9 protein-coding genes are annotated in these 13,499 nt (G+C 49.5%); 4 read left to right on the forward strand and 5 right to left on the reverse strand.

Annotation, left to right across the window (positions count from 1 at the left end):
• Positions 1-9 precede the first annotated feature (9 nt).
• Both CHK_RS15040 and CHK_RS15045 read right to left on the reverse strand, forming a co-directional pair.
• Positions 10-780, reverse strand: coding sequence for an ABC transporter permease (locus CHK_RS15040; RefSeq protein ID WP_046444876.1), 771 nt, complete (start codon positions 778-780; stop codon positions 10-12).
• Entirely contained in the window at positions 777-1,655 is an 879-nt protein-coding gene (locus CHK_RS15045; RefSeq protein WP_046444877.1) for an ATP-binding cassette domain-containing protein, read from the reverse strand. The genes CHK_RS15040 and CHK_RS15045 overlap by 4 nt, the downstream gene beginning before the upstream one ends.
• A 222-nt stretch (positions 1,656-1,877) precedes the next feature.
• Here CHK_RS15045 and CHK_RS15895 point away from each other — a divergent pair, with 222 nt between their 5' ends.
• Positions 1,878-3,524: a polysaccharide deacetylase family protein gene (locus CHK_RS15895; protein WP_052740641.1), complete on the forward strand. Its 1,647-nt coding sequence runs from the start codon at positions 1,878-1,880 to the stop codon at positions 3,522-3,524.
• 144 nt (positions 3,525-3,668) lie between these two features.
• Positions 3,669-4,655: a polysaccharide deacetylase family protein gene (locus CHK_RS15900; RefSeq protein WP_052740642.1), complete on the forward strand. Its 987-nt coding sequence runs from the start codon at positions 3,669-3,671 to the stop codon at positions 4,653-4,655.
• A 183-nt stretch (positions 4,656-4,838) separates the two neighbouring features.
• Here CHK_RS15900 and CHK_RS15060 read toward each other — a convergent pair whose 3' ends face one another.
• The 3 genes from CHK_RS15060 to CHK_RS15070 all read right to left on the reverse strand — a co-directional run bounded on the left by CHK_RS15060 (position 4,839) and on the right by CHK_RS15070 (position 10,488).
• On the reverse strand, positions 4,839-8,453 hold the full coding sequence (locus CHK_RS15060; protein ID WP_046444878.1) for an InlB B-repeat-containing protein: 3,615 nt from the start codon (positions 8,451-8,453) through the stop codon (positions 4,839-4,841).
• Positions 8,454-8,540: 87 nt separating this feature from the next.
• Complete coding sequence (locus CHK_RS15065; protein ID WP_046444879.1) at positions 8,541-8,948, reverse strand: RrF2 family transcriptional regulator; 408 nt, start codon at positions 8,946-8,948, stop codon at positions 8,541-8,543.
• Positions 8,949-9,381: 433 nt separating this feature from the next.
• Entirely contained in the window at positions 9,382-10,488 is a 1,107-nt protein-coding gene (locus CHK_RS15070) for a Gfo/Idh/MocA family protein (RefSeq protein ID WP_046444880.1), read from the reverse strand.
• A 400-nt stretch (positions 10,489-10,888) separates the two neighbouring features.
• Between CHK_RS15070 and CHK_RS15080 the strand changes: the two genes are divergently transcribed.
• Complete coding sequence (locus CHK_RS15080; protein WP_046444882.1) at positions 10,889-12,376, forward strand: sugar ABC transporter ATP-binding protein; 1,488 nt, start codon at positions 10,889-10,891, stop codon at positions 12,374-12,376.
• Entirely contained in the window at positions 12,373-13,446 is a 1,074-nt protein-coding gene (locus CHK_RS15085) for an ABC transporter permease (protein ID WP_052740643.1), read from the forward strand. Before CHK_RS15080 ends, CHK_RS15085 begins: the two co-directional genes overlap by 4 nt.
• Positions 13,447-13,499: the final 53 nt, after the last annotated feature.

Genomic DNA, 13,499 nt, shown 5'->3' on the forward strand with positions numbered 1-13,499 from the left:
CTTTGCCGTTTAACTGAGCTTTCGCCTGTTCTTGCGGATGCTGAGCGCGAGAAACGCGAAAGCGACGAGGCCAAGAAGGAGGAAGGACAGGAGAAAGGGTGCAAAATCATAATCGCCACCCTGCCAGAAGCTTTGGAAATCCGTACTGATGTAGGTCATGGGAAGCGCTTTGGCAACCATTTGCAGGCCCTGCGGGAGTTTATCCACAGGCAGGCCCATCATGCCGCAAATAATCAGAAAAAAGAAATACAGCGTCATGGTGATGCCGTATGTGGGCCCGAACTTTCCGGTAAGAGAGGCGATTGCATGCGCAAGGACAAACAGGATAATCGCAAGCAGGTAAAGAGACGCGATCAAAATCAGCGCGGAAGCAGGCGCAGGGATTTGCAGCCTCAAAAAGATAGAATCGAAGACTGTGTAGATAACAAGCGCGATTGTCATAAAAATGAGGTTGGCAATCATTTTTGCGCCCAGCATACTCTGCTCGTGGTAGCCAAACAGGCACAGGCGCAGCGGCACCTCGTTTTCCAGTTCCTGTGAGTAATTGGCGGCATAGCCGATAAGCAGCGTCGCCAATGGAATTACAATACTCATGGAAAGAAATACGCCCGTATTCGCTGCGGGGATCGCCTCCTGCGGAAGCTCGCCCAGAAATACGTTTGCAATTAAAAGGGACATCAGGATTGGAAACGCAATCCCAAAAAAGATAGTGAACCAGTTTCCCGCTGTATTGAGGAGTTCGTATCGAATGAGACGAAGACTTATTCTTTTTTGTTTCATTGTAAATCCCTCCTTTTTTCATAGAAGCGCCGTACAGCGACTGTAAAAATACTTTCGATGTCCCGGTTGCTCCGCCTGTAATTTACATTGTTTTGGATAAATAAGGAGGCAAGCTCTGTTTCCGCGGTCCCGTCGGGGCAGGAAAAGGAGAGCAGGTGGCGCGGAGATTCTATCGTCTTGAAATTTGCTGTGAGGGAACGGTTAAATTCCGTATTCTCGATGGTCATGATGGATTTCCCGCAGTATTTTAAAAACAGCTCGTCTGTGCCGCCAAAATCGACGACAAAACCTTTTTCTAAAATCAACAGCTTGTCCGCAATCCGTTCAAGCTCGTCATAGTAATGGGATACCATACAAAGCGCTGTTTTTTTGCCGCGGTACCAGTCTACGAGAGTATCCATCAGCTTTTGCCGTGTTTCAAAGTCAAGGCCGGACGTAACCTCGTCAAAAAACGTGAGAGGCGCGTCCTGCATGAGTACGAGTATGATAGTAAAGCGCTGCTTCTCACCGCCGGAAAGCATTTGAAAGCGTTTGTACAGGCAGCTTTCAAAAGAAAAAAAGCCGATCAGCTCCTGCAGTTTTCCGTTGGTGCGGATTGCGGTGTCAAGGACGGTTTCCATAATGTTTTTTACAGTCATGGTTCGGACATAATTGTTTTGCTGCATATGGACGGCAATTTGCTCGGGCGTCAGGCGGGTTTTTATATGGCCTTCATAGCGAGTCAGGCCGAGCACGGATTTGACAAGCGTTGTTTTGCCCGCACCGTTTGAACCAATCACGCCGATGCGGTCGTTTTCGCGGATAACGATTGGTTTTGTAATGCAAAGCGCTGTCTGCTCCCTGTATTTTACCTGTAAATTTTCAATGGTCAGCATAACAAAAACTCCTTTCGATGAGTAAAGTATAGCATCGTGGGAGAGGAAATTCATCCTGCTTTGGGCAAGTGGCAATACAGCAGGTGTGACGTGTCGTAAAACGGCAGCAAGTTACTGCGCGACAGAAGGCAGGCAAAGGTTTTTTTTGAGCAACGTTTGTGATATACTGAAAATAATACGAATCAATCAGGACGATAGTTTGGTTTATGATGGAGTTGGGATATGAAAAGACACTGGAAAAAACTTACCGCGTTTTTGGCGGCTGGCGTTATGCTCCTGCCGATTGTTGCCGCCTGTAGCAAGCAGGAAAGCAAAAGCGATCCCCAGGCTTACCGGGCGCAGTTCCAAAGTACGGCGGAAAACAGGCTGCTGGATGCGGCAGATGGTGTGCAGGCTGTGAAAACGCTGGAGTCGGAGGGGAATACGCTTATTTCTGTGGATTGTCCGTCAGTACAGGGTAATGCTGACGTGTCTGCCCGGCTCAAAGAATTTGCGGACGGGGCGCTGGCTGAATTCCGTACCGCCGCAGATGCTGCCCACAGCGAAAAGGAAAATGCGGATAAAGTCTTCGAATATACGATGACATATAAACCATACGTCATACAGGGCGGCATTTTCAGTGTAAAATTTACCACAAATTCAAAGCTTATTGAACCGGAAAAGGTTAATTATGTCGACGCCTTTGCATACGATCTGGGCACAGGCCAGCAGCTGGCGGTTGCGGATTTGTTTGATACGTCACAGGATTACCTGAACGTTTTATCCAGGGAGACGCAGGAGTATTTGATGCGCAATGAAATATTGCGCAAGAACATGGACGAAAGCCTGTTCGCGCAGGGGACTGCGGCAAATGAAGCGAATTTTAGTAATTTTGCAATCACGCCGGAAAAGATATTGTTCTTCTTTAACAGGGGGACCATCGCGCCGGCAGAGGCCGGCACGTTTGAAGTTGGGATTCCTCTTGCCAAGGTGGATGAGCTGTTGAATGCGCAGATCAAAGCAAAGCTCAGCGCGGCGGGCCTGGCAGAAGGCGGCGATGAGGGGGCGGCAGCTTCGCAGGCATCTCCGGGAAGCGCAGGCGTAACGCCTGCAGGGCCTGCTGATACGGATATCAAGCAGCTTCGCGCGCGAGATGGGTTTATGCCTGCAAGAAGTATTGACGGAATCGATCCGATGAATGACAAGGTAATCGCGCTGACATTCGACGACGGTCCGCACGAGACGCTTACGCCTGAGCTTTTACAAATTTTAAAGGACAATGACGCGGTGGCTACATTTTTCGTGGTGGGCACCAACGTAGAGAAATATCCTGAGCTTGTGAAGCAGGCATACGAGCAGGGCAATGATATCGGAACGCACAGCTGGAATCATCCTGCGGATGAAACGTGGAAAAATATGTCTGTGGACGAAAAGCTGGAGCAGTACAGAAAGGCAAACGACGCAATCGAGGCGGCAACAGGCCTTCGCGCATTATTTGACAGACCGCCCGGCGGCAGGATGACGGAAAGTGAAGCCGCACAGCTTGGACGCGAACAGATTCTGTGGTCCATGGATCCCAAAGACTGGAAAAAGGCGAACCGTGATCCGGATACTATTTATACAAACGTAATCGAAGGCGGGGAAGGGACGGAAGGAAAGATTGCCGATGGCGGCGTAATCCTTTCGCATGATATTCACGAGTCGACTGTGCAGGCCTATGACAGGATTATCAAAGAGCTTAAGGCTGAGGGCTATCAGTTTGTGACGATTTCGCAAATGATGCAAATTGCCGAAGCAAGGGGCGAAGAATTAAAATATATGTTCTATAACGCCCCAACGGCGGCACAGGGACAAAAATCGGAAAGCGGCACAGGGAGCGAAGAGGAATAAGCTTTGTTTTCGCGTGAAAGGCCTTTTTGAGGTCGCGAAATAATATTGGTTTAGTTTACAACTTTGATGCAGTTGTAGTATACTGTAGGACGAGTGAGAGAAACGGGCGCTGGAATAGAAACAGAAGGTCCGGAAGGAGATACAATGAACAAAACAAAAAAAATAGTATGCGTTTTTTTGACTATGCTTTTCTGCACAGGCCTGATTGCGGGATGTGCAGATGGAAGTGCAGCTGAAACCAGCTCGACGCCTACAATCATTTCAACAGAAAACGAGCAGGCGACGCCGTCCGCAGAAGCAACTGCAACCGCTACGCCAACGCCCGAACCAACGCCAACACCAACGCCGGAGGTTACGAGCAGTTTGCCGCAGCTTCAGGCCAAGGAAGGCTATATGAAGCCAAAGAGCCTTGACGGAATCGATCCGCTTAACGATAAGGTTGTTGCACTGACGTTTGACGACGGCCCCGGGCCGTATACCGAAAAAATGCTGGATATCCTCAAAGATAACGGGATCAACGCGACATTTTTCCTGGTTGGGAAAAATGTAAGCAGCTATCCTGACGTTGTGAAAAGGATGTATGAGGAAGGAAATGAAATAGGTACGCACAGCTGGGATCACAGCGACCTGAAAAAGCTTTCGCTGGACCAGATCATGCAGGACCAGTACGGCAAGGCAAACGACGCGATCGAGGAAGTCACCGGGCTGCGTGCGTTGATTGACAGGCCGCCTTATGGCTCCATGACAGAGGATCTTGCAGAGCAGATTGGCCGTGAGCAGATTTTGTGGTCGGTGGATCCAAATGACTGGAAAAAGGAAAACAGGGATCCTGATATTGTCTATGACCATGTTGTCAACGGGACTTCTGACGGCGGACACGTCGCGGATGGCGGTATCGTGTTATCGCATGACATCCACGAGACAACTGTGCAGGCATACGACAGGATCATCAAAGCGCTCAAGGACGAGGGCTATAAATTTGTAACGGTAACCCAGATGATGCAGATCGCGGAGATCAGGGGAAAAGATATCGGCTATCGTTTTGCAAACGCGCCGACGGCAAAGGAAGCGGTACAGGCTTCCGCAGAAGGCTCTTCGGAAACGTCAAAAAGCGCTGAAAGCGCGGAATAGATAACCGGTTATAGCAATTTGCCAAAAGGCCGTTTATAAGCTTTTGGCATAAATTGCAAATGCAAGCGATTTATCGTAAGTATTGCATAACCTGCATTCAGTGGAATCGCTGTAAGCGGCAAAAAAAAGAGCATGACTCAGGTCATGCTCTTTTTCGTAGGGGAGTTATGCAGGGCAGCGTCGCTATTGCTGCCTTTGTCTCGATTTTTTCTTTACCGCCACCAGTATGATCGCTCCGGCAGCAGCCGCAGCAGCCACAATCAGCGGAATCAGGGGAAGCGTGTCGTCTCCGGTTTTTGGTGTGGAAGCATTTGCAGCAGTGCCCGTTCCGGATGTTGTGTTATCCGTTGAATCGCCGGGCGTAGTACCCACAGGCTCCCACCTTGCGTACAGCGTAAGGCTTTCGTTTACGTCATAGTGGTCAAAGAACCAGTAACGGACGCATTCAGGCTCCTGATACCATCCGTAAAAGACGTATCCATCCCGCGTCGGCGGCTGCGGAGCCGCGAGGCGTGAGCCGGGGACAATGTTTGTGATGGGATCTACACCGGTTCCACCCTGCGAGTCGAATGTTACCGTATAGTAATTCGCAGGCTGCGATGCCGGTTGCCATCTGGCGTACAGAGTCTTGTGGTCGTTGATTGTATCGCGCCCGAAATCCCAGCAGGGATCGTCGGTTGTGCATGTGCAGTCCGGCGTATTGTGCCATCCGTCAAACACATGGTTGTCACGTGTGGGCGGCACAGGGGCTGAAACCTTACTGCCCGCAGCGATATTTGTGATCGGATCGACGTGCGTCCCGCCCTGAGAATCAAAGGTCAGGGTGTAGAGCGAGATCGGCGCGGTATTGTCCTGCCACTGCGCATACAGCTTGAGGTTGCCGGTGATTGGGAAGGTCTGGCCTTCCGTATAAGCCGTTCCGCCTCCGACTGGATTAGTATCCCAGCCGATAAAGGTGTGATTCGTCAGCGACATTGTTCCAGAACCGGAGATCGTCGCCGTCGCTCCGCTGTTATAGGTATCGGTAGCAGGAACGATCCCGCCATCGCTGCCGTTTCCGTCGTATTCGACTGTGTACTGGACCGGAACAGGCGTCCACTGAGCGGTGAGCGTTACGTTGCCTGAAGGCATCGTGAATGTAGCGCCCGCCTGATAGACCGTACCGTCGTCTGCCTTCCAGCCGTCAAATGTATGAGCGGCGCGCGTGGGAGGCGTTGTGTTTACCTGATATGAGGTATTTTCCGCCACGGTATCCGTTCCCGGGACCGTTCCTGCATCCGCGCCGTTTCCGTCATAAGTTACGGTGTATTCAGTTGCCGCCGTTTTCCAGTGCGCATAAAGCGTCTGGTCGGTCGCGGTCACGCTGCCCGTTACCTCAGTGCCGCCCGTTGCCTGCGTGTACCAGCCGTCGAAAACCAGCGCTCCATTGGCGGGCAGATCGCTTGTAAGCACACTTACACTTCCGCCCGGATCCGTCACGAGGAAATATCCTGTTGAGGCGGTGTCGTCCGCATAATATTTGGTACCGTCATAGGTGAGGCTGGAAAGCCCGCTCCATGCGCCGCCATTTGCGTCAAACTTCACGAATTTGATTTCCATTGCGCCGGCGTCCGAGCTCGAACCGTCGCGTGTGAAGCCCCGTGCGTCTTTGCTGTAAACAGGCGTACCCGCAGAATTATCCGCCTGGCCCGCTACGCCGTCGTTCGGCTGTATGACAACGGTCATCAGTGTTCCGGTATGGCCGGAGCCCTCTTTGCCAACCGCTCCGTACTGGGTGTTGTTGGCCCGCGGCTGCGGAGAAGTGCCGAATACGCTTTCTGCCGTTACGTCTGCTGGAACAGGCGTGCCGTTATCGTAGCCTATATTACCGCCAAGGTCGGTTCCGTCCGGGATGTCGACGTTGCGCGAAGCGTAATTATTGCCTCCGTTTCCGCCGTTGCCGACAAAAATATTGTTCTGGAAGGTCGCCGAGGGACGTACCGCCGCATTTGCGGAGTCCACGTGCTGGCCTACTGCCGCGCCAGCCCCGTGCAGGCTCGCGTAATTGGGAGCGGTATTGCCGATAAACGTATTATTCTTAAAGTGGCCAATCACGTCGAGGGAAAGCTGCACCACACCGCCGCTGTCTGCGGCAGCCAAAAGGTATTTGCTCGCTTTGTTTCCATAAAACGTATTTTGCGTCACGTTTGCGACCACCATGTCGTTACGGCCCTCAAAGAAGAGCGCGCTTCCATCGTCCTGCGCTGTGTTTCCAATGAACGTATTGTTATCCACATTAACGGTACACATCACGCTTGAGCTGTTGTTGTATACGCCGATTGCGCCGCCGTCGCTGTTTGCGTTCTTACCGGAAACGCCGTTGGCTTCAAAGTAGCTGTAGCTGACGTTAACCGTGCCGCCGTATTGATAGAGCCCAATCGCGCCGCCATAGCGTGAGGCTTTATTGTCCTTGAAGTATGAACGTGTGACATTGAGCGTTTTTCCCGAGCCGCCATAACCGACAATCGCCCCTTGTATGTATCCGCTGTCCAGAGTGGACGCGCTGTTTACGAAGCTGGAATCTTCTACCGTGAGGTTTGTTCCGGCATAAATCGCGCTGCCGTGGCCTCCGCGTTGGTTGCGTACATTCTCAAATAATGTATTTTTGATCGTTGCATTTGCGCCGCCGCTGACGCCGATACCATTGCTTTCTGAAAACGTACAATCGTCAATGGTGAGATTGCCGCCCGAACCGTCCACACCGACGCCCGCAATGTTCGTGATCGTGGAGCCGGTGAGCGTAAGCGTGTTGTTGCCGACTGAGATACCCGTTCCGTTTGTTACACCGTCGATTGTGGTATCCGTGATGTCCGCGCCACCGCTGCCAAGCGTAATGCCTGTTGTGGCGATCGTTTTGAATTCGGAAGCGTCGATTGTAAGCAGGCCAGTGCCGCCGGTCACGCCGGTTTTCGCACCCTCTACGGTTACGTCCATAAGAGTTGCCGCGCCAGCTGCGCTGATTGCCGTACCTGTAATGGTTTTAAAGGACGAGCCTGTAATGGCAAGCGTTCCTGCGCTTGTTTTTACGCCGGTTGCCGCTCCTTCGACGTTTACATCCGTAAGCGTTACGGCGTTTGTGCCGATGGCGTCGATTGCCGTACCGGTCGCCTGATCGATTGAAATATTGTCAAGCTTTGCGCTGCCACCGGAAAGTACAACACTTCCAGAACCACCTGTTGCATCCAGTTTTATATTCTGAAGCGTCACCGTACCCGTACCCGAGTTTGTGATGCGAAAATGAGCGCCGCCGGAAGGTGCGTTTAAAGAAATGCCCCCGCCGTCGATGATCACACTGTTGTTATGCGCTATGGTGAAATCAGCCGTGGCCGGCATGGCGCCCGCAAGAGACGGATCGAGGTGAATTACCTTACCATCCACATCCGCCTGTTCCACGGAATCTTTCAGGTCTTCCCATGTGTTTACGGTGACGTCCGCGCCCGTAATAAGCCCGAACGGCGCCAATAGCATCTCTTCTTCCACCGGCTCCGCCTCTTCGGCCGCCGCAGAAGGGGAAGGTTGTGCATTTGCAGAAGCGCCCGGCTGCTGGTTATCAGCAGTAGCGGATGGTTCCGGCTCGGCGCCAGCCGCCGGTTCTTCCGAAGATTCCGCCGTCTGCAACCCTGTAGATTCCTCTGTGTTTTCCTGTGTAGGAGCGCTTTGCACGCCCATATCTGCTGATTCGGCAAACGCTGTTGTAAGTAGCGTAAACACAAGAAGCAGCGATAATAAAATTGTAGTTAGTCTTTGTCCGCGTCTCATATTGTAATCGTGATCCTCCTGTAAAATGATTGATATTATTTCGCGACAAGCTGCGGGAAACAAAACGCCCGAAGGCGTTTTTAGCGTTTAATACTGTTCGCATAACTGCGAGATATTCAGCGTGTCGAGCTTACTGATCAGTTCCTGCTGAAGGTTTTTAAGGAACCTGTGCATAGAACATTGTTCGGTGGCGTCCCTGCTGCAAAAACGGTCCTCCTCCAGACAACGGTTGAGTGTGATATCACCTTCGATCACCTTAACTACGTCATAGAGTGAAATGTTTTCCGCCGTCTTGGCGAGCTGGTAACCTCCGTTACAACCCTGTACTGATTTAAGCAGGCCGGATTGCTTTAAATAGCCGCTTATCTTCATAAAATATAAATAGGTAATCCCAAGCTCCTTTGACAGGTCAGCAGCAGTTGTAAGCCGGTTGTTGTGCTCGTGCAGATAACATAGAATACGTATCGCATAATCTGTTGCAAGCTGTAATTTCATTTTAATCTTCCCTCCCTTGATCTATAAAATCCCTGATCTTGCAAGTATGAAATATTTGTACCGTCTCATGCGAATACGGATATATTACTTACTTTGCTGTGTTTCTATATTTATGATAATTGAATGCAAGGAAGGTTAAAATAGAAGGGAACTGTTAGCACGTATTATGTGTGATAAAACTGTGATTAATGAAAAACGCTGCGCCAAATACTGAAAAAGCAGGATTTTGAAAAAATTTTTCGGGATTTATCTCAAAAAACAGGACGGATATCACATGTGAATTTTAAAAATGAAGTGTGATTTGCAGAAAAAAAATACCGTCGAAAAGGATATGCTTTTCAGTTATTTTTTTAGCAAAAACCCCGGGCGCATTTCGTCCGGGGTTTTTTGTTACATTATATATAATAATATTTGAAAAAAGATTTTTGACAGCTTAGAATTGTGGGAGCGTAATTTTTTCTCCGTCGCGCAAACAGGATTCATGACCGCAAATACCCACTGCTGTAATATTGGCAGATACCTTTGCGTTCAAAAGAGGCTCGCGCTCCTCGATGATGGAACCGATGAATTCCTGCACAAGATGCGGATGGGAACCGCCATGCCCGGAACCCTGGATGAAAGAAACATTGTCTTTGTTGAGGATTACTTCGCGTTTTGTAAAGGATTTCAGCTCGTCGATCAGCAATTCATCGGTATCGGGCGCCACGATGCGGCGCGCATTTTCTCCGCCGTCAAACAACGCGGAGCCTTCGTCGGCAATCTGGTCCCATTCATAAGACATCTTTGTTCCGTAGACGTCAAAGCTTTCGCGATACTGGCGTACGGTCTCATACAGTGCACGCGTTGCTTCCGCAACAATGTCTGTGTCCTTTAATTTGAGGGTAAGCGTCTCGCAGGCAAAGGGAGAACCGTACCTTTTGGCAAGATCGTCAGATATATGTCCGGAACCGTGGCCGACGACATATTCCGCCAGGGTATTGTTAATTAATAACAGTGGGGAAATTGCGTGCGTTCCATACCAGAAGGGTGGAAATCCAAGCCAGTATTCAGGCCATCCCTCAAGCCCCATATCCTGCATATGGCTGCCGCGTACAAACTGGATGCGCCCAAGCTGCCCGCTTTCCACCAGGTTTTTTACATACAGGTATTCACGCGTATATACGGCGGTCTCCATCATCATGTAGACTTTGCCGGATTCTTTTTGTGCATCGCACAGGCTCTGAAGCTCCTCGATACTGGTAGCCATGGGCACTGTGCACGCAGTATGCTTGCCTGCGTTAAGGGAAGCGAGGGATTGTTTGTAATGGTCCAAAATAGGCGTTATGATGTGGATTGCATCGATGTCCTGCGAAGCGCAAACCTCGTCAAAATCTGTGAATTGCATGTCTTCCTCCACGCCAAGTTCACGGCCTGTTTGCCTGAGCGTTTCCGGATTCCGCTGACATATTGCAACCTTTCCTACGTTTGGATGCGCCTGATAGAGTTTTACAAATTCTTTGCCAAAGTTCATTCCAATGACTGCAACGTTAATTTTTTTCATAAAAACCACCTCTCTTTGAAAAAATTATCACCATTCTATCACGCAATGTGAAAAAAAATCAATAGCCTGTTAAAACAGATAGGGTATTGACAAGGCGGAAAATATATATTAAGCTAAGCACAAGAACAAAGCCTGTAGGGTTTTTACAGGAATGTGCACGAGCACGGTTGCATTTAAGGCCGGAATTCCGGAATTTCCGGAAAAAGTTTTTCAATAAAATCACAAAAAGGGTAAGACAGCCCGCTTCACATTTGAATGAAATAGCACACTTTTTCGTTCAAACTGTTTTTTATGGAATTAACGCCGATTACGGCGTTTTTTTTATGTTTTTTTCCCGCGCGTTAAAGTGTAACTTATTGTGCAAAAAAATCTGATTTTACAAAATGCAGGAGGGGAACTTATGGGAGAAACGTTGCTGGAAATGGTCAACATTAACAAAGAATTTCCCGGCGTACGCGCACTTTCAAACATCAATTTTGATCTCAAAAAAGGCGAAGTGCACTGCATCTGCGGTGAAAACGGCGCCGGAAAATCAACTCTGATTAAGATCATATCGGGTGCGTACCAGCCGGATGAAGGCGGGGAAATTTATTTTGAAGGGGAACGGGTTCAGCTAAATCCAAAATACGCGATGGAGCTTGGAATACAGACAATTTACCAGGAGCACTCGGTATTTGGAACGCTCAACGTAACTGAAAACCTGTTTACCGGTATGGAAATCACGAAAAACGGCGTAATGCAGCATGCGCAGATGCGTAAACGCACAAAGGAAGTTTTGGAGTACCTGAACAGTAATATCGATCCGGACGCGATTGTTGGCAACCTTACGAGCGGCGAACAGAAGATGGTGGAAATCGCAAAGGCATTGATTACCGAGGCAAAAATCATCATCCTCGATGAACCTACGGCTTCATTTTCCCTGTCGGAGATCGATTACCTGCTCAACGTCATAGAGGAAATCAAAAAAAGCGGGATTGGGATTATCTACATTTCGCATCATCTTGAAGAAGTATTTAAGATTGCAGACCGCATCACGGTCATTCGCGACGGAATTTGGATCAGTAATTATGAAAACAAGGATATCGATGAATCCAGATTGATCAAGGACATGGTGGGCAGGGATGCTTCTGCATTCTACAACCGTGAATCAGTCGCGCCCGGCGAGGTTGTTTTTGAAGCGAAGGATATCAGCGGAAAAGGCGTGTCGGCAGCATCCTTCAAGGTGCGCCGCGGGGAAATCGTCGGCTTTGCAGGCATGGTCGGCTCCGGCAGGTCGGAGCTTATGGATATTCTGTTTGGAGTCTCTGAAAAATTTACGGGAGAGACTTATATCAAGGGCAAAAAGGTGGAGCTGAAAACTCCGACGGACGCGATAGAAAACGGTATGTGCTATATCACTGAGGACAGGCAGCACACAGGTTTGTTTTTAAAGCAAACCATCGCGGAAAATACGATCAGCGCCGATCTTGTGAAGATGAAAAAAGCGATTATCAAGCCAAAAGAGGTCTTTGAAATCGGGGATGAGTACATCAAAAAAGTAGGAACAAAGGCAAATGATTCACATGTCCTGGCCATGAATCTGTCGGGCGGGAATCAACAAAAGGTGGTTCTTGCAAAATGGTTTGTGACCGACGGCGATATTTATATTTTCGACGAACCGACGCGCGGTATTGACATCGGCGCAAAACAGGAAATTTACCAGATCATGGTTAACCTGCTCAAAGCGGGGAAGGCGATCATCATGGTATCGTCCGATATGCCGGAGGTGATCTCTATGAGCGACCGCGTGCTCGTTATGTGCAAGGGCAGGGTGGTCGGCGAACTGACAAAAGACGAACTGACAGAAGAAAACATACTGAAGTATTCAATTGGAGGGGCGGGTATATGAACAAAAACACGGCAGGAAAAAAGACATCCATACTGAAAAAGAATGAAAATATGACGATTCTATTCATCTTTTTGGGATTTTTGGCGGCGATTACAATTTTGCAGCTGTGCATGAATGCAGCGAGGGGAGCCGTCGGCTTTCCGAATTTTATTAGTCCGAGCAATCTTTTTAATATCATGATGCAGGTGGCCTGCGTCGGAATTTTGACGATTGGCATGATGATGATCATGGTTACCGGCGCAATCGACCTTTCGGTTGGTATGCAGGTATCGCTGATTGCGATTTTTACGGCGCTTTGTATCTCCGACTGGGGAATTGCAACGCCCGTGGCAATTATACTGGCCCTGCTCCTGTCCGTTGGGTGCAGCGCACTTCTTGGTTTTATTATTTCAAGGCTAAAGGTGGAATCCTTTATTATCACACTGGGCGGGCAGCTGATGTTTCAGGGCATAGCGCTCCTGATCTGCAACTCGCGGGAAGTAAGGCTTTTGAACGATGAGCTTGCGTTTTTCAAAACGAACCTTCTGCCTGATTGGCAGATTGGCGGCCTGAGCGTATCGCTTCCGATCTACGTTGTGTTTTTTGTCGCGATCGCGGTCATAATCTGGCTGATCATGAAATACACAAAATTCGGACGCAGGATGTATGCCGTGGGTTCCAACCAGGATGCGGCATATCTCGCGGGAATTAACGTCGCGAATATCAGATTATTCTCCTTCATGATCAACGGCCTTTTGGTCGGCTTTGCAAGCGTTCTGCTGCTGGCGCGTGTCAACGTTGGTATTATTACGCTGGGCCAGGGACTGGAGCTGGATGCAATCGCAGGCGCGGTCATTGGCGGAACGGCAATGGCCGGAGGCAAGGGCAATGTGTGGGGAGCGTTTATTGGCGCGATCCTTCTGGCGACCATTGGAAACGCAATGAATATCCTTCGTATCCAGGCAGAGTGGCAATATGTTGTAAAGGGAATTATTATCATCGTCGCGGTGTCTGCCGGTGCAATCTCTGCTATCCTCGCGGAGCGCAAGCTGAAAAAGCAGCAGGCTGCGAGAACGAAAGAAAGCAACTGAATTTGTTTTTATTGGGGATACCCCAACAAAATAAAAATACTAGGAGGAAATAA

It is taken from the genome of Christensenella hongkongensis, from assembly GCF_000981035.1.
Taxonomy (GTDB): Bacteria; Bacillota; Clostridia; order Christensenellales; family Christensenellaceae; genus Christensenella; species Christensenella hongkongensis.